Raw genomic sequence first — 15,711 nt, 5'->3', positions numbered from 1 at the left:
GGCCGGTGGGCCGACCACTCAGCGGGCATTCGGCCCGCGTCAGATGCAAGGGGTTTTCGAGGACCCCGAAAAGGAGAACGGCATGAACCAAGAGGTCATGAATCTCTTCAATCCCCAGGCGCCGGCGCAGGTGTTCGATTCCATCCGGATTTCGCTCGCCAGCCCTGAGAAGATTCTGTCCTGGTCGTTCGGCGAGATCAAGAAGCCGGAGACCATCAACTACCGCACCTTCAAGCCGGAGCGTGACGGCCTGTTCTGCGCGCGCATTTTCGGACCGATCAAGGACTACGAGTGCCTGTGCGGCAAGTACAAGCGTATGAAGTACAAGGGCGTCATCTGCGAGAAGTGCGGCGTCGAAGTCACGCTGTCGCGGGTGCGGCGCGAGCGCATGGGCCATATCGAGCTCGCCGCGCCGGTCGCCCATATCTGGTTCCTGAAGTCGCTGCCGTCGCGCATCGGCACGCTGCTCGACATGACGCTGAAGGACATCGAGCGCGTCCTCTACTTCGAGAACTACATCGTCACCGAGCCCGGCCTCACCGCGCTGAAGGAGCACCAGCTGCTCAGCGAGGAAGAGTACATGCTGGCCGTCGATGAGTATGGCGAGGATTCGTTCACCGCCATGATCGGCGCCGAGGCCATTCACGACCTCCTGGCCGGCATGGACCTGGAGAAGATCGCCGGCGACCTGCGTTCGGAACTGGCTTCGACCACCTCCGAGCTGAAGCAGAAGAAGTATCTGAAGCGGCTCAAGGTCGTCGAGAACTTCATGGAGTCCGGCAACCGTCCGGAATGGATGATCATGAAGGTGGTGCCGGTGATCCCGCCGGACCTGCGCCCGCTCGTCCCGCTCGACGGCGGCCGTTTCGCCACGTCCGACCTCAACGACCTCTATCGCCGCGTCATCAACCGCAACAACCGCCTGAAGCGGCTGATCGAGCTGCGCGCGCCCGGCATCATCGTGCGCAATGAAAAGCGCATGCTGCAGGAAGCGGTCGACGCCCTGTTCGACAACGGCCGTCGCGGCCGCGTCATCACCGGCGCCAACAAGCGTCCGCTGAAGTCGCTGTCCGACATGCTGAAGGGCAAGCAGGGCCGGTTCCGCCAGAACCTGCTCGGCAAGCGCGTCGACTATTCCGGCCGCTCGGTCATCGTGACCGGTCCGGAGCTCAAGCTGCACCAGTGCGGCCTGCCGAAGAAGATGGCGCTCGAGCTGTTCAAGCCCTTCATCTACGCCCGCCTCGACGCCAAGGGTTTCTCCTCGACCGTCAAGCAGGCCAAGAAGCTGGTCGAGAAGGAGCGTCCGGAGGTCTGGGATATCCTGGACGAGGTCATCCGCGAGCACCCGGTGCTGTTGAACCGCGCGCCGACGCTGCACCGCCTCGGCATCCAGGCGTTCGAGCCGATCCTGATCGAAGGCAAGGCGATACAGCTGCATCCGCTGGTCTGCACGGCCTTCAACGCCGACTTCGACGGCGACCAGATGGCCGTCCACGTGCCGCTGTCGCTGGAAGCGCAGCTCGAAGCCCGCGTGCTGATGATGTCGACCAACAACATCCTGCACCCGGCTTCCGGCGCGCCGATCATCGTGCCGTCGCAGGACATGGTTCTCGGTCTCTACTATCTCTCGATCGTCAACCAGAACGAGCCGGGCGAGGGCATGGTGTTCGCCGACATGGGCGAGCTGCAGCATGCGCTCGAGACCAAGGCGGTGACGCTGCACGCCAAGATCAAGGGCCGCTTCCGCTCGGTCGACGCCGAAGGCAATGTCGTGTCGAAGATCTACGACACCACCCCTGGCCGCATGATCATCGGCGAGCTGCTGCCGAAGAACGTCAACGTGCCTTACGAGACCGCCAACCAGGAGATGACCAAGAAGAACATCTCCAAGATGATCGACACCGTCTACCGCCATTGCGGTCAGAAGGAGACGGTTATCTTCTGCGACCGCATCATGGCGCTCGGCTTCGCGCATGCCTGCCGTGCCGGCATTTCGTTCGGCAAGGACGACATGCTGATCCCGGACACCAAGATCAAGCTGGTGTCCGAGACCGAGGCTTTGGCCAAGGAATACGAGCAGCAGTACAATGACGGCCTGATCACCCAGGGCGAGAAGTACAACAAGGTCGTCGACGCCTGGGCCAAGTGCTCGGAAAAGGTCGCCGACGAGATGATGGCCCGCATCAAGGCCGTCGAGTTCGAGGACAACGGCCGTCAGAAGCCGATGAACTCGATCTACATGATGTCGCATTCGGGTGCGCGTGGTTCGCCCACCCAGATGCGTCAGCTCGCCGGCATGCGCGGCCTGATGGCCAAGCCGTCGGGTGAAATCATCGAGACGCCGATCATCTCGAACTTCAAGGAAGGCCTCACCGTGCTCGAGTACTTCAACTCGACCCACGGCGCCCGCAAGGGTCTGGCCGACACCGCTCTGAAGACGGCGAACTCGGGTTACCTCACCCGTCGTCTTGTCGACGTGGCGCAGGACTGCATCGTCAACTCGCTCGACTGCGGCACCGACAAGGGCCTCACCATGCAGCCGATCGTCGATGCCGGCCAGATCGTCGCCTCGATCGGCCAGCGTGTTCTCGGCCGCACGTCGCTCGACGACATCAACCATCCGGTGTCGGGCGAGGTTCTGGTCAAGGCCGGAACGCTGATGGACGAACGCGACGTCGAACAGATCGAAAAGGCCGGCGTCCAGTCGGTGCGCATCCGCTCGGCGCTGACCTGCGAGGTCAGGACCGGCGTCTGCGCGGTCTGCTACGGTCGCGACCTCGCCCGCGGCACGCCTGTCAACCAGGGCGAAGCCGTCGGCGTCATCGCGGCGCAGTCGATCGGCGAGCCGGGCACCCAGCTCACCATGCGTACCTTCCACATGGGCGGTACGGCGCAGGTGGTGGACTCCTCGTTCCTCGAAGCCTCGTATGAGGGCAAGGTCGAGATCCGCAACCGCAACGTGGTGCGCAACTCGGACGGCCAGCAGATGGTCATGGGCCGCAACATGGCGGTGCTGATCCTCGACGAGACCGGCAAGGAACGCGCCACGCACCGCGTCACGTATGGTTCGCGCATTTTCGTGGACGATGGCGACAAGGTGAAGCGCGGCCAGCGCATCGCCGAGTGGGATCCCTACACCCGCCCGATCCTCACCGAAATCGAGGGCAAGGTGCAGTTCGAGGATCTGGTCGACGGCATTTCCGTGCAGGAAACGGCCGACGAATCGACCGGCATCACCAAGCGCGAGGTCATCGACTGGCGCTCGACGCCGCGCGGCAACGACCTGAAGCCGGCGATCGTCGTGCATGACGCCAAGGGCAAGGTCGGCAAGCTGTCGAAGGGCGGCGATGCCCGCTTCCTGCTCTCGGTCGAGGCCATCCTCTCGGTCGAGCCGGGCGCGCATGTCCGTCCCGGCGACGTGCTGGCGCGTATCCCGATGGAAAGCGCCAAGACCAAGGACATCACCGGCGGTCTGCCGCGTGTTGCCGAGCTGTTCGAGGCACGTCGTCCGAAGGATCACGCCATCATCGCCGAGATCGACGGCACGGTCCGCTTCGGCCGCGACTACAAGAACAAGCGCCGCATCATCATCGAGCCGCATGACTCGACGCTCGAGCCGGTCGAATACCTGATCCCGAAGGGCAAGCCGTTCCATCTGCAGGACGGCGACGTCATCGAGAAGGGCGACTACATCCTCGACGGCAATCCGGCGCCGCACGACATCCTGGCGATCAAGGGCGTGGAGGCGCTTGCGTCCTACCTCGTCAACGAGATCCAGGAGGTCTACCGCCTGCAGGGCGTGTCGATCAACGACAAGCACATCGAGGTGATCGTTCGCCAGATGCTGCAGAAGGTCGAGATCACCACGCAGGGCGACTCGACCTACATTCCGGGCGACCACGTCGACGTGATCGAGCTGGAAGAGGTCAACGAGCGGCTGATCGAGGACGGCAAGAAGCCGGCCGAAGGCCAGCCGGTGCTGCTCGGCATCACCAAGGCCTCGCTGCAGACGCCGTCCTTCATCTCGGCCGCCTCCTTCCAGGAGACGACGAGGGTGCTGACCGAAGCGGCGGTTGCCGGCAAGACCGACATGCTGCAGGGCCTGAAGGAAAACGTCATCGTCGGCCGGCTGATCCCGGCCGGCACGGGCGGCACGATGAGCCAGATCCGGCGCATCGCCACCTCGCGCGACGAGCTGATCATCGACGAGCGTCGCAAGGCGTCTGGCGTCGAGGTCGCCGAGCCGATGCTGACCGACATGGTCACCGCCGCGCAGTAAGCGCGGGACGACAAGAGAAGAAGGAAAGGGGCCCGCGTGGCCCCTTTCGCGTTTTCAGAGCCACGAGGAACCATCATGAGCAAGAAGACCTGGACGGCCGTCGACGACTACATCGTTTCCTCGCTGTTCGCGGCGGATCCCGTGCTTGACGCAGTGCTCGCGGCCAATCGCGATCAGGGCCTGCCGGCGATCGACGTCTCGGCCGCGCAAGGCAAGCTGCTGTCGCTGCTGGTGCGCATCCGCGGCGCGAGAAGGGTGCTGGAAATCGGAACCCTTGGCGGCTACTCGACCATCTGGATGGCGCGGGGACTGCCCGCCGATGGAAAGGTCGTGACGCTGGAGCTCGATGCGCACCATGCCAGGGTCGCACGCTCGAATTTCGAGCGGGCAGGGGTGTCAGACCGGATCGATCTGCGCATCGGTCCGGCGCTTCAATCGCTCGCCGTGCTGAGTGGCGAAAACGCGGGTCTGTTCGATCTGGTCTTCATCGACGCTGACAAGCCGAACAATCCGAATTATCTCGACTGGGCCATGAAGCTGTCACGGCCTGGAACGGTCATCGTCTGCGACAACGTCATTCGTGACGGAGCGGTAGTGGACGAAGATGGCGGCGACGCCAATGTCGAAGGCGCACGCGCGGCGTTCTCGTTCATCGGCGGCGACAAGCGGCTCGACGGCACGGCCATCCAGACCGTCGGCGCCAAGGGCTATGACGGCTTTGCGATAGCGATCGTCGAGTGACATTACACCGTGAATGATGATGATCAGACCAACTTGGTCGTGCTCACTTTGTCATCGGCTGTTCATTTGACGACCGGCTTCCCCCAATCCGTCGCTGCTTCGCAGCGCCACCTTTCCCCCTCCGGAGGGAAAGGAAGGCGCGTTGGACGAGCGTCGGCGGCAATAGGCTCGCGCCCTTCCTCTCCCCCGTCGATCGGGGGAGAGGTGGCTCGGCGTAGCCGAGACGGAGGAGCGTGCATTCCAGCCAGGTCCGCGAGCCAATCGCATGCACAAATCAGTCCAAGAACGCCTCGACGACGTTGCGCTTCCCGAGCATGAAAGCGTCGGCGACATGTTGCAGGGGCGCCAGGTCGACGTCGGAGACGCCGGCGCGCACGATCTCGGCGAAGCGCCTGTAGAGCATCGGATATTCTGCTTCCGGCTCGTCATGGACGACTTTGCCATCGATGGCGAGCTTCGCGCCCCCGCCCGAAAGCACCATCTTGCCCTTGTCCGTCTCGGCCACGATGTCCCAGCTTTGCGGGCCGGTCTGCAGCCAGTCGAGCTCCATCGTCACCGGCACTCCGTTCGAGGTGCGGAAGGCGACATGCGCGGCAACGGGGGAGGCGCGATTCTCCGGAAAATCGAGAGCCGCCGAGGTGATGAACATCGCCGGCAGGATGTGTGTGGCGATTGACAGCGCATTGATACCCGGATCGAAGACGCCGAAGCCTCCCGGCGCCCAGATCCATTCCTGGTTCGGGTGCCAGCGGCGCACATCTTCCTTCCAGATGATGGCGGCGGAACTGATCCTGGCCGAGGCCAGGAATGCGCGCCCGGCCTCGACCGCCGGCGCATAGCGTGAGTGCCAGCTGGCGAAGAGAGAAACGCCATGCTTGCCGGCAATTCGCTTCAGGTCCTCGACCTCGCTGACGGTGGCGCCCGGCGGCTTTTCCAGGAAGACATGCTTGCCGGCTTCGAGCGCTGCGCGCGCGGCGTCATAGCGGAACTGCGGCGGCATGCAGAGCGAAACGGCCTCGAGGTCCGGCACGGCGTCGAGCATTGCCTCGATTGTCGGAAAGTTCGGGATGCCGTCGACCTTGCCGTGCCGGCTGGCGGCGGCGACGAGCTGGTAGTCGCTGTCCTTCGCCAGAGCCGGAAGATGCTGGTCGCGGACGATCTTCCCGACGCCGACGATGCCGAGCTTGATGGGACCTTTGTTCGAGGGCATGGGAACTCCGAGGATTTGGAAAGGTGGGTGTTTCTACGCAGGGAAGCGATGCGGGGCAAGCCGACGCCTGCGAGTCGTGGGCCCCTCCAAGCTCAACGCTGATTCAGATCGGCTCGTCGAACGTGATGATCGACACTTCGCCTTCGAGCGCGCCCTGGTAGGCCGACAGATGCGGCTCGTCGTCGGGCGCGCCGTCCATGTCGCCGATCTGATCGAGCTCGGCCTCGGCATAGCCTTCCGCGGCGAGCGAATCGAGCGCCTTGCGCACCGCCGAATCGTCGTCGGGCGCCACAAGCATCACATGGACGCCTTCCGGCTTGCCGCCTTTCTTCTTCCAGACACGGCCGGTGATGATGGTGACCGGGCGTTCCTCATTGTCGTTCACGGGCTGATTCCTCTCGGCAAAGGGCGGGCGAGGGCGTTTCTGCTGCTCATGCCGCCTTTTGGCATGAAGCATGGGCTGGCGACAGCCAAAAGCCGGTCACTTTCTTCTTCGCGCTTGCAAAAAGACGCAAGAAAATTACATGCGTTTTTCGCATGGCTGCCAAGCCCCGGTTCGCGCGCAATATTTGCCAGCGCGGGGTTGACGGTTCGAAGGGTTGCGAGTAGAAGCCGCCCAGTCAGAACCGATGTGAGGCTTTCCTTTTCGAGGCGACACGCCTTGGAGTTTGCCTCAAACAGGGTTCGTTTTACGAGCGAAAAGACATTTCCGGCGCGCATGAAGCGGTTTCCGCTTCCTCTGCTATTTGTTCGGGCAAGACCGCGAGGCGCGGTGTGTTGCCCGAATTTGCGTATGGAAACGACGCTTTGAGCGGCCCTGACCGGGCAAGACACGGAATTGAGAGACAAGAGGGTTTAATGCCTACCGTCAACCAGCTGATCCGCAAGCCGCGCCTGGCGCCGGTGAAGCGCAACAAGGTCCCGGCCATGCAGCAGAACCCGCAGAAGCGGGGCGTCTGCACGCGCGTCTACACCACGACGCCGAAGAAGCCGAACTCGGCGCTGCGCAAGGTGGCCAAGATCCGCCTGACCAATGGTTTCGAGGTGATCGGCTACATCCCGGGCGAAGGCCACAACCTGCAGGAACACTCCGTGGTCATGATCCGCGGCGGCCGCGTCAAGGACCTTCCGGGCGTGCGCTACCACATCATCCGCGGCGTGCTCGATACCCAGGGCGTCAAGAACCGCAAGCAGCGCCGTTCGAAATACGGTGCAAAGCGTCCGAAGTAAGGTTTTCCGGCTTCGGCGCTTTTTTTGACTGCGCCGGGCTATGAGAGATTGAGAGACAAAAGCCATGTCCCGTCGTCACAGTGCAGAAAAGCGTGAGATCAATCCGGACCCGAAGTTCGGCGACCTGATCGTCACCAAGTTCATGAACGCCGTCATGTATGACGGCAAGAAGTCGGTTGCCGAGACCATCGTCTACGGCGCGCTGGACCAGGTCCAGGCCAAGACCAAGCAGGAGCCGGTCACAGTCTTCCATCAGGCGCTCGACAATGTCGCGCCGCATGTGGAAGTGCGTTCGCGCCGTGTCGGCGGCGCCACCTACCAGGTTCCGGTCGACGTGCGCCCCGAGCGCCGCCAGGCGCTGGCCATCCGCTGGCTGATCACCGCGGCGCGCAACCGCAACGAGACCACCATGATCGACCGCCTCTCGGGCGAGCTGATGGACGCGGCCAACAACCGCGGCACGGCCGTCAAGAAGCGTGAAGACACCCACAAGATGGCGGAAGCCAACCGCGCCTTCGCGCACTACCGCTGGTAAAGCGCGAACGAGACTGAGAGGCACCTCCCATGGCCCGCGAATACAAAATCGAAGACTACCGCAATTTCGGTATCATGGCGCATATCGATGCCGGCAAGACGACGACGACCGAGCGCGTCCTGTACTACACGGGTAAGTCGCACAAGATCGGCGAAGTCCATGACGGCGCTGCCACCATGGACTGGATGGAGCAGGAGCAGGAACGCGGCATCACCATCACGTCGGCCGCGACCACGACCTTCTGGAAGGGTCGTGACGGCAAGATGCACCGCTTCAACATCATCGACACTCCCGGACACGTCGACTTCACCATCGAGGTCGAGCGTTCGCTGCGCGTGCTCGACGGCGCCATCGCGCTGCTCGACGCCAATGCCGGTGTCGAGCCGCAGACGGAGACCGTCTGGCGCCAGGCCGACAAGTACCACGTGCCGCGCATGATCTTCTGCAACAAGATGGACAAGATCGGCGCCGACTTCTACCGCTCGAAAGAAATGATCGGCTCGCGCCTCGGCGCGCAGGCCGTCGTCATGCAGCTGCCGATCGGCGCCGAGACCGAGTTCAAGGGCGTCGTCGACCTCGTCGAGATGAATGCGCTGGTCTGGCGCGACGAGACGCTGGGCGCGGCCTGGGACGTCGTCGAGATCCCGGCCGACCTCAAGGAGAAGGCCGAGCAGTATCGCGAGAAGATGATCGAGGCCGCCGTCGAAATGGACGAGACCGCGCTCGAGAATTATCTCGAAGGCAAGATGCCGTCGAATGACGAGATCCGCGCGCTGATCCGCAAAGGCACCATCGCGGTCAAGTTCTTCCCGATGTTCTGCGGCTCGGCCTTCAAGAACAAGGGCGTGCAGCCGCTGCTCGACGCCGTCGTCGAATACCTGCCGTCGCCGGCCGACGTTCCGGCCATCAAGGGCGTCGATGCCAAGACCGACGCCGAGATCGAGCGTCACGCGGACGACAGCGAGCCGCTGTCGATGCTGGCCTTCAAGATCATGAACGACCCGTTCGTCGGCTCGCTCACCTTCGCCCGCATCTATTCGGGCAAGCTGGCCAAGGGCGTCTCGCTCGACAACACCGTCAAGGGCAAGAAGGAGCGCATCGGCCGCATGCTGCAGATGCATGCGAATTCGCGCGCCGACATCGAAGAGGCCTTTGCCGGCGACATCGTCGCTCTGGCTGGCCTTAAGGACACCACCACCGGCGACACGCTCTGCGATCCGCTGCACCCGGTCATCCTCGAGCGCATGGAATTCCCTGATCCGGTCATCCAGATCGCCATCGAGCCGAAGACCAAGAACGACCAGGAGAAGATGGGCCTCGCGCTGCATCGCCTGGCTGCCGAGGATCCGTCCTTCCGCGTCAAGACCGACGAGGAAAGCGGCCAGACCATCATCGCTGGCATGGGCGAATTGCACCTCGACATCATCGTCGACCGCATGCGTCGCGAGTTCAAGGTCGAGGCCAATATCGGCGCGCCGCAGGTGGCCTATCGCGAGACGATCACCCGCACGCACGAGCAGGACTACACGCACAAGAAGCAGACCGGCGGTACCGGTCAGTTCGCCCGCGTCAAGATCCTGTTCGAGCCGGATGCCGAAGGCGGCGACTTCAAGTTCGAGTCGAAGATCGTCGGCGGCGCGGTGCCGAAGGAATACGTCCCCGGCGTCGAGAAGGGCATCAACAGCGTGTTGTCTTCCGGTCCGTTCGCCGGCTTCCCGATGATCGGCGTCAAGGCGACGCTCATCGACGGCGCCTTCCACGACGTCGACTCCTCGGTGCTGGCCTTCGAAATCGCTGGCCGCGCCTGTTTCCGTGAAGCGGCGCCGAAGCTCGGCGTGCAGCTGCTCGAGCCGATCATGAAGGTCGAGGTGGTGACGCCGGAAGACTACGTCGGCAACGTCATCGGCGATCTCAACGGCCGTCGTGGCCAGATCCAGGGTCAGGAGACCCGCGGTGTCGCCGTCGTCGTCAACGCGATGGTGCCGCTGGCCAACATGTTCAAGTACGTCGACAATCTGCGTTCGATGTCGCAGGGCCGCGCCCAGTACACGATGCAGTTCGACCACTACGAGCCGGTGCCGACCGCGGTCGCCCAGGAAGTTCAAAAGAAATACGCGTAACTCGAGCGGGTTGCACGACACCTTAATTCAAGCCCCGCACGGGCAAGCAGGAACGGAGACATCACATGGCAAAAGGTAAATTCGAGCGCACCAAGCCGCATGTGAACATTGGCACGATCGGCCACGTCGATCATGGCAAGACGTCGCTGACGGCGGCGATCACGAAGTATTTTGGCGAATACAAGCGCTATGACCAGATCGACGCGGCGCCGGAAGAGAAGGCGCGCGGCATCACGATTTCGACGGCGCACGTCGAATACGAGACGGCCAACCGCCACTATGCCCACGTTGACTGCCCCGGCCACGCCGACTATGTGAAGAACATGATCACCGGTGCCGCGCAGATGGACGGCGCGATCCTGGTCGTTTCGGCCGCCGACGGCCCGATGCCGCAGACGCGCGAGCACATCCTGCTCGCCCGCCAGGTCGGCGTGCCCTCGATCGTGGTGTTCCTGAACAAGGTCGACCAGGTCGACGACGCCGAGCTGCTCGAGCTGGTCGAGCTCGAGGTTCGCGAGCTCTTGACCAAGAACGAGTTCCCCGGCGACGACATTCCGATCGTCAAGGGCTCGGCGCTTGCCGCGCTGGAAGATTCCAACAAGACCATCGGCGAGGACGCGATCCGCGAACTGATGGCGCAGGTCGACGCCTACATCCCGACGCCGGTGCGTCCGCTGGACAAGCCGTTCCTGATGCCGATCGAGGACGTGTTCTCGATCTCGGGCCGCGGCACGGTTGTGACCGGCCGCGTCGAGCGCGGCGTGGTCAAGGTCGGCGAGGAACTCGAGATCGTCGGCATCCGTCCGACGACCAAGACGACCTGCACGGGCGTCGAGATGTTCCGCAAGCTGCTCGACCAGGGCCAGGCCGGCGACAACATCGGCGCGCTGCTGCGCGGCGTCGACCGTGAAGGCGTCGAGCGCGGCCAGGTTCTGGCCAAGCCGGGTTCGGTGAAGCCGCACAAGAAGTTCGTGGCCGAAGCCTACATCCTGACCAAGGACGAGGGCGGCCGTCACACGCCGTTCTTCACCAACTACCGTCCGCAGTTCTACTTCCGCACCACCGACGTGACCGGCATCGTGACGCTGCCGGCCGGCACCGAGATGGTGATGCCTGGCGACAACATCACAGTCGACGTCGAGCTGATCGTGCCGATCGCCATGGAAGAGAAGCTGCGCTTCGCCATCCGTGAAGGCGGCCGCACCGTCGGTGCCGGCATCGTCGTCACCATCAAAGAATAATTGGACTTAAACCGATCTGTCGCGGGCGCGGAAGTTGCCCGCGCCGCGCCAGAACAAGGAAGTGACGCATGAACGGACAGAATATCCGCATCCGCCTTAAGGCGTTTGACCACCGGGTGCTCGACGCCTCGACCCGGGAGATCGTGTCGACGGCCAAGCGCACCGGCGCCAACGTCCGCGGCCCCATTCCGCTGCCGACGCGGATCGAAAAGTTCACGGTCAACCGGTCGCCGCACGTCGACAAGAAGAGCCGCGAGCAGTTCGAGATGCGCACGCACAAGCGTCTGCTCGACATCGTCGATCCGACCCCGCAGACGGTCGATGCTTTGATGAAGCTCGACCTCGCGGCCGGTGTGGACGTCGAGATCAAGCTCTAAGGGAATGAGAGCGCGGTAAGGGGCGATGCCCCTGGCCCGGAACTCTAAAGGAATTGAACCGATGCGTTCAGGTGTGATTGCAAAGAAGGTGGGAATGACCCGCATCTATAACGATGCCGGGGAACATGTTCCCGTCACCGTTCTCCAGATGGAGAACTGCCAGGTCGTGGCGCAGCGCACGCAGGAGAAGAACGGCTATACGGCCGTCCAGCTCGGCGTTGGCCTTGCCAAGGTGAAGAACACGTCGAAGGCGATGCGCGGCCATTTCGCCGCCGCGTCCGTCGAGCCGAAGGCGAAGCTCGCCGAATTCCGCGTCTCCGCCGACAACATGATCGACGTCGGCGCCGAGATCACCGTCGAGCACTTCGTCGCCGGCCAGAAGGTCGATGTGACGGGCACCTCGACCGGTAAGGGTTTCCAGGGCGTGATCAAGCGGCACAACATGGGTGGCGGCCGCGCCACGCACGGTAACTCGGTGTCGCACCGCACGCACGGCTCGACCGGCCAGCGCCAGGACCCCGGCAAGGTGTTCAAGGGCAAGAAGATGGCCGGCCACATGGGCGACGCCCGCGTCACCACGCAGAACGTCGAGGTCGTCTCGACCGACGCCGACCGCGGCCTGATCCTGATCCGCGGCGCCGTTCCCGGCGTCAAGGGCGCCTGGATCCTGGTTCGCGACGCGGCCAAAGTCGCGCTGCCGGCCAATGCGCCGAAGCCTGCCGCGATCCGCGCTGGCGCCGCCAAGAATGAAGCCCCGGCCACCGAGGGAGCGGAATAATGGACCTCAAGATCACAACGCTGGGCGGCAAGGACGCCGGCAAGGTGAAACTCTCCGAGGAGATTTTCGGCCTTGATCCGCGCGAGGACATCCTGCAGCGCGTCGTGCGCTGGCAGCTGGCCAAGAAGCAGCAGGGCACGCACAAGGCCAAGGGCCGCGCCGAGATCGCGCGCACCGGCGCCAAGATGTACAAGCAGAAGGGTACGGGCCGCGCCCGTCACCATTCAGCTCGCGCTCCGCAGTTCCGCGGCGGCGGCAAGGCGCACGGCCCGGTCGTGCGCAGCCACGAGCACGACCTGCCGAAGAAGGTACGCGCGCTCGGCCTCAAGCATGCTCTCTCGGCCAAGGCCAAGAGCGCGTCGATCATCATCGTCGACGAGCTGAAGCTGACCGAGGCCAAGACCAAGGCGCTGGTGGCGAATTTCGAGACGCTCGGCCTGACCAACGCCTTGCTGATCGGCGGCGCCGAGCTCGACCAGAACTTCAAGCTGGCGGCGACCAACATTCCGAACATCGACGTGCTGCCCATCCAGGGCATCAACGTCTACGACATTCTGCGCCGCGGCACGCTGGTCCTTTCCAAGGCCGCCGTCGAGGCTCTCGAGGAGCGCTTCAAATGACCGACCTTCGTCACTACGACGTGATCGTCTCGCCGGCGATCACCGAAAAGTCGACCATGGCTTCCGAGCAGAACCAGGTCGTCTTCAACGTCGCCAAGAAGGCGTCGAAGCCGGAAATCAAGGCCGCCGTCGAAGCCCTCTTCGGTGTCAAGGTTACGGCCGTGAACACGCTTGTCCGCAAGGGCAAGATCAAGCGCTTCCGCGGCACGATCGGCCGCCAGGGCGACGTCAAGAAGGCGGTTGTGACGCTGGCCGACGGCCAGTCGATCGACGTCGCGACGGGTCTCTGAGCTAGGCCGCGAGGACAGGACAATGGCACTCAAGAAATTCAACCCGGTAACGCCGAGCACCCGCCAGCTGGTCATCGTCGACCGCTCGGGGCTCTACAAGGGCAAGCCCGTCAAGGGCCTGACCGAAGGCCTGACCAAGTCGGGCGGCCGAAATAACTACGGCCGCATCACGGCCCGCTTCATCGGCGGGGGTCACAAGCGTTCGTACCGCATCATCGACTTCAAGCGGCGCAAGTTCGACGTCGTCGGCACGGTCGAGCGGATCGAGTACGATCCGAACCGCACCGCCTTCATCGCGCTGATCAAGTATGACGATGGCGAGCTGTCCTACATCATCGCCCCGCAGCGCCTTGCTGCCGGCGACAAGATCGTGGCAGGCGAAGCCGTCGACGTGAAGCCGGGCAATGCGATGCCGCTGGCCTCGATGCCGGTCGGCACGATCGTCCACAACATCGAGCTGAAGCCGGGCAAGGGCGGCCAGGTCGCCCGTTCGGCTGGCGGTTACGCCCAGCTCGTCGGCCGCGACCAGGGCATGGCGATCCTGCGCCTCAACTCGGGCGAGCAGCGCGTCGTGCACGGCTCCTGCATGGCGACCGTCGGCGCGGTGTCGAACCCCGACCACGGCAACATCAACGACGGCAAGGCCGGCCGCACGGTGTGGCGCGGCAAGCGCCCGCACAATCGCGGCGTGGCCATGAACCCGGTCGATCACCCGCACGGCGGCGGCGAAGGCCGCACCTCGGGTGGCCGTCATCCGGTTTCGCCCTGGGGCAAGCCGACCAAGGGCAAGAAGACGCGGTCCAACAAGGCGACCGACAAGTTCATCGTGCGCTCGCGCCATCAGCGCAAGAGCTAAGAAGAGGTAACGCCAAGTGACTCGTTCGATTTGGAAAGGCCCCTTCATCGACGGCTACCTTCTCAAGAAGGTGGACAAGGTTCGTGAAGGCGGTCGCAATGAGGTGATCAAGATGTGGAGCCGCCGCTCCACCATCCTGCCGCAGTTCGTCGGCCTCACCTTCGGTGTCTACAACGGCCAGAAGCATGTTCCCGTCTCCGTGAACGAGGACATGGTCGGTCACAAGTTCGGTGAATTCGCTCCGACCCGGACCTATTACGGTCATGGCGCGGATAAGAAGGCGAAGAGGAAATAATCATGGGCAAGGCCAAAGCTCCGCGCAGGCTTGCTGACAACGAAGCGCGCGCCGTTCTGCGCACGATCCGTATCAGCCCGCAGAAGCTGAACCTGGTTGCCGCGCTGATCCGCGGCAAGAAGGTCGCGACAGCGCTTTCCGACCTCGAATTCTCGGCCAAGCGGATTTCCGGCACGGTCAAGAAGACGCTGGAATCGGCGATCGCCAACGCGGAAAACAACCACGACCTCGACGTCGACGCGCTGATCGTGGCGGAAGCCTATGTCGGCAAGTCGATCGTCATGAAGCGGTTCCACGCTCGTGGCCGTGGTCGCGCCAGCCGTATCGAAAAGCCGTTCTCGCACCTCACGATCGTCGTTCGTGAAGTCGAGGAAAAAGGGGAGGCCGCATAATGGGCCAGAAAGTCAATCCGATCGGGCTGCGTCTCGGCATCAACCGCACCTGGGATTCGCGCTGGTTCGCGAACACCGGCGAGTACGGCCAGCTGCTGCATGAGGATATCAAGATCCGCAAGTATCTTGAGAAGGAACTCAAGCAGGCCGCGATCTCCAAGGTCGTGATCGAGCGTCCGCACAAGAAGTGCCGCGTCACCATCCATGCGGCGCGTCCGGGCCTGATCATCGGCAAGAAGGGCGCCGACATCGAGAAGCTTCGCAAGAAGCTGATGGAGATGACGAAGTCCGAGACGCACCTCAACATAGTCGAGGTGCGCAAGCCGGAGATCGACGCCACGCTGGTCGCGCAGTCGATCGCGCAGCAGCTCGAGCGCCGCATCGCGTTCCGCCGCGCCATGAAGCGCGCCGTGCAGTCGGCGATGCGTCTCGGCGCCGAGGGCATCCGCATCAACTGCTCGGGCCGTCTGGGCGGCGCCGAAATCGCCCGCATGGAATGGTACCGCGAAGGCCGCGTGCCGCTGCATACGCTGCGCGCCGATGTCGACTACGGCACGGCCGAGGCGAACACCGCCTACGGTATCTGCGGCGTCAAGGTCTGGGTGTTCAAGGGCGAGATCCTCGAGCACGACCCGATGGCTTCGGAACGCCGCGCGACCGAGGGCGATCATGCGCATGGCGGTGCCGCCGGTGGCGAGCGCGAACGCGGCCGCCGTCGCGAAAACGCCTGAGACATTTGAGAATTTG

General features: G+C 63.7%; 17 protein-coding genes. 14 read left to right on the top strand and 3 right to left on the bottom strand.

The features are described 5' to 3' along the window. Positions 1–82: 82 nt before the first annotated feature. Together rpoC and EN857_RS19270 are read left to right on the top strand one after the other, a co-directional pair. A complete protein-coding gene (gene rpoC, locus EN857_RS19275; protein ID WP_127310835.1) occupies positions 83–4,279 on the top strand; it encodes a DNA-directed RNA polymerase subunit beta' in 4,197 nt (1,398 codons plus the stop codon). Between the two features lie 75 nt (positions 4,280–4,354). Next, positions 4,355–5,020 (top strand): O-methyltransferase, encoded by a 666-nt coding sequence (locus EN857_RS19270; protein WP_127310836.1) that lies wholly within the window; start codon positions 4,355–4,357, stop codon positions 5,018–5,020. A gap of 274 nt (positions 5,021–5,294) precedes the next feature. Here EN857_RS19270 and EN857_RS19265 read toward each other — a convergent pair whose 3' ends face one another. From EN857_RS19265 to EN857_RS19255, 3 genes are all read right to left on the bottom strand, one after another. Next, the gene (locus EN857_RS19265; RefSeq protein WP_127392732.1) at positions 5,295–6,230 is read right to left on the bottom strand and encodes a Gfo/Idh/MocA family oxidoreductase; all 936 of its coding nucleotides are present in this window, start codon (positions 6,228–6,230) and stop codon (positions 5,295–5,297) included. A gap of 103 nt (positions 6,231–6,333) precedes the next feature. Further along, the gene (locus EN857_RS19260; protein ID WP_126054430.1) at positions 6,334–6,615 is read right to left on the bottom strand and encodes a transcriptional regulator; all 282 of its coding nucleotides are present in this window, start codon (positions 6,613–6,615) and stop codon (positions 6,334–6,336) included. Continuing rightward, a complete protein-coding gene (locus EN857_RS19255) occupies positions 6,612–6,950 on the bottom strand; it encodes a hypothetical protein (RefSeq protein ID WP_127284731.1) in 339 nt (112 codons plus the stop codon). Before EN857_RS19255 ends, EN857_RS19260 begins: the two co-directional genes overlap by 4 nt. A gap of 138 nt (positions 6,951–7,088) precedes the next feature. Between EN857_RS19255 and rpsL the strand changes: the two genes are divergently transcribed. From rpsL to rpsC, 12 genes are all read left to right on the top strand, one after another. After that, complete coding sequence (gene rpsL, locus EN857_RS19250; RefSeq protein WP_006202128.1) at positions 7,089–7,460, top strand: 30S ribosomal protein S12; 372 nt, start codon at positions 7,089–7,091, stop codon at positions 7,458–7,460. 64 nt (positions 7,461–7,524) lie between these two features. Then, the gene (rpsG, locus tag EN857_RS19245; protein WP_126054431.1) at positions 7,525–7,995 is read left to right on the top strand and encodes a 30S ribosomal protein S7; all 471 of its coding nucleotides are present in this window, start codon (positions 7,525–7,527) and stop codon (positions 7,993–7,995) included. A 29-nt stretch (positions 7,996–8,024) separates the two neighbouring features. Then, positions 8,025–10,115 carry an elongation factor G gene (gene fusA, locus EN857_RS19240; RefSeq protein ID WP_135858414.1) on the top strand — a complete coding sequence of 697 codons (2,091 nt, stop codon included), beginning with the start codon at positions 8,025–8,027 and terminating at the stop codon, positions 10,113–10,115. Between the two features lie 65 nt (positions 10,116–10,180). Then, positions 10,181–11,356, top strand: a complete 1,176-nt coding sequence (tuf, locus tag EN857_RS19235; protein WP_095805843.1) for an elongation factor Tu — start codon at positions 10,181–10,183, stop codon at positions 11,354–11,356. A 68-nt stretch (positions 11,357–11,424) separates the two neighbouring features. Further along, complete coding sequence (gene rpsJ / locus EN857_RS19230) at positions 11,425–11,733, top strand: 30S ribosomal protein S10 (RefSeq protein WP_006205468.1); 309 nt, start codon at positions 11,425–11,427, stop codon at positions 11,731–11,733. Between the two features lie 61 nt (positions 11,734–11,794). Next, complete coding sequence (gene rplC / locus EN857_RS19225) at positions 11,795–12,511, top strand: 50S ribosomal protein L3 (RefSeq protein ID WP_127286411.1); 717 nt, start codon at positions 11,795–11,797, stop codon at positions 12,509–12,511. Further along, positions 12,511–13,131 carry a 50S ribosomal protein L4 gene (gene rplD, locus EN857_RS19220; RefSeq protein WP_127286410.1) on the top strand — a complete coding sequence of 207 codons (621 nt, stop codon included), beginning with the start codon at positions 12,511–12,513 and terminating at the stop codon, positions 13,129–13,131. Before rplC ends, rplD begins: the two co-directional genes overlap by 1 nt. Beyond that, positions 13,128–13,421, top strand: a complete 294-nt coding sequence (locus tag EN857_RS19215) for a 50S ribosomal protein L23 (protein WP_126054435.1) — start codon at positions 13,128–13,130, stop codon at positions 13,419–13,421. The genes rplD and EN857_RS19215 overlap by 4 nt, the downstream gene beginning before the upstream one ends. A gap of 22 nt (positions 13,422–13,443) precedes the next feature. Next, the gene (rplB, locus tag EN857_RS19210; protein WP_126054436.1) at positions 13,444–14,277 is read left to right on the top strand and encodes a 50S ribosomal protein L2; all 834 of its coding nucleotides are present in this window, start codon (positions 13,444–13,446) and stop codon (positions 14,275–14,277) included. A 16-nt stretch (positions 14,278–14,293) separates the two neighbouring features. Continuing rightward, entirely contained in the window at positions 14,294–14,572 is a 279-nt protein-coding gene (gene rpsS, locus EN857_RS19205; RefSeq protein ID WP_015317982.1) for a 30S ribosomal protein S19, read from the top strand. A 2-nt stretch (positions 14,573–14,574) separates the two neighbouring features. Further along, positions 14,575–14,964, top strand: a complete 390-nt coding sequence (rplV, locus tag EN857_RS19200) for a 50S ribosomal protein L22 (protein ID WP_006205462.1) — start codon at positions 14,575–14,577, stop codon at positions 14,962–14,964. Further along, on the top strand, positions 14,964–15,695 hold the full coding sequence (rpsC, locus tag EN857_RS19195; RefSeq protein ID WP_127286409.1) for a 30S ribosomal protein S3: 732 nt from the start codon (positions 14,964–14,966) through the stop codon (positions 15,693–15,695). The genes rplV and rpsC overlap by 1 nt, the downstream gene beginning before the upstream one ends. Positions 15,696–15,711: the final 16 nt, after the last annotated feature.

This window comes from Mesorhizobium sp. M4B.F.Ca.ET.214.01.1.1 (assembly GCF_004791545.1).
Classification (GTDB): domain Bacteria; phylum Pseudomonadota; class Alphaproteobacteria; order Rhizobiales; family Rhizobiaceae; genus Mesorhizobium; species Mesorhizobium abyssinicae.
Note: the sequence above shows the minus strand (reverse complement) of the source record. Positions and strands in the feature narration are given on the sequence as shown.

Bases quoted from the DNA above. Each gene is read 5' to 3' on its own strand.
- EN857_RS19270 (WP_127310836.1), top strand. From the start codon at position 4,355: ATGAGCAAGAAGACCTGGACGGCCGTCGACGACTACATCGTTTCCTCG.
- EN857_RS19215 (WP_126054435.1), top strand. From the start codon at position 13,128: ATGACCGACCTTCGTCACTACGACGTGATCGTCTCGCCGGCGATCACC.
- tuf (WP_095805843.1), top strand. From the start codon at position 10,181: ATGGCAAAAGGTAAATTCGAGCGCACCAAGCCGCATGTGAACATTGGC.
- rpsG (WP_126054431.1), top strand. From the start codon at position 7,525: ATGTCCCGTCGTCACAGTGCAGAAAAGCGTGAGATCAATCCGGACCCG.
- EN857_RS19265 (WP_127392732.1), bottom strand. From the start codon at position 6,230: ATGCCCTCGAACAAAGGTCCCATCAAGCTCGGCATCGTCGGCGTCGGG.
- fusA (WP_135858414.1), top strand. From the start codon at position 8,025: ATGGCCCGCGAATACAAAATCGAAGACTACCGCAATTTCGGTATCATG.
- rplV (WP_006205462.1), top strand. From the start codon at position 14,575: ATGGGCAAGGCCAAAGCTCCGCGCAGGCTTGCTGACAACGAAGCGCGC.
- rplC (WP_127286411.1), top strand. From the start codon at position 11,795: ATGCGTTCAGGTGTGATTGCAAAGAAGGTGGGAATGACCCGCATCTAT.
- rplB (WP_126054436.1), top strand. From the start codon at position 13,444: ATGGCACTCAAGAAATTCAACCCGGTAACGCCGAGCACCCGCCAGCTG.
- rpoC (WP_127310835.1), top strand. From the start codon at position 83: ATGAACCAAGAGGTCATGAATCTCTTCAATCCCCAGGCGCCGGCGCAG.
- EN857_RS19255 (WP_127284731.1), bottom strand. From the start codon at position 6,950: ATGCGCGCCGGAAATGTCTTTTCGCTCGTAAAACGAACCCTGTTTGAG.
- rpsC (WP_127286409.1), top strand. From the start codon at position 14,964: ATGGGCCAGAAAGTCAATCCGATCGGGCTGCGTCTCGGCATCAACCGC.
- rpsL (WP_006202128.1), top strand. From the start codon at position 7,089: ATGCCTACCGTCAACCAGCTGATCCGCAAGCCGCGCCTGGCGCCGGTG.
- rpsJ (WP_006205468.1), top strand. From the start codon at position 11,425: ATGAACGGACAGAATATCCGCATCCGCCTTAAGGCGTTTGACCACCGG.
- rplD (WP_127286410.1), top strand. From the start codon at position 12,511: ATGGACCTCAAGATCACAACGCTGGGCGGCAAGGACGCCGGCAAGGTG.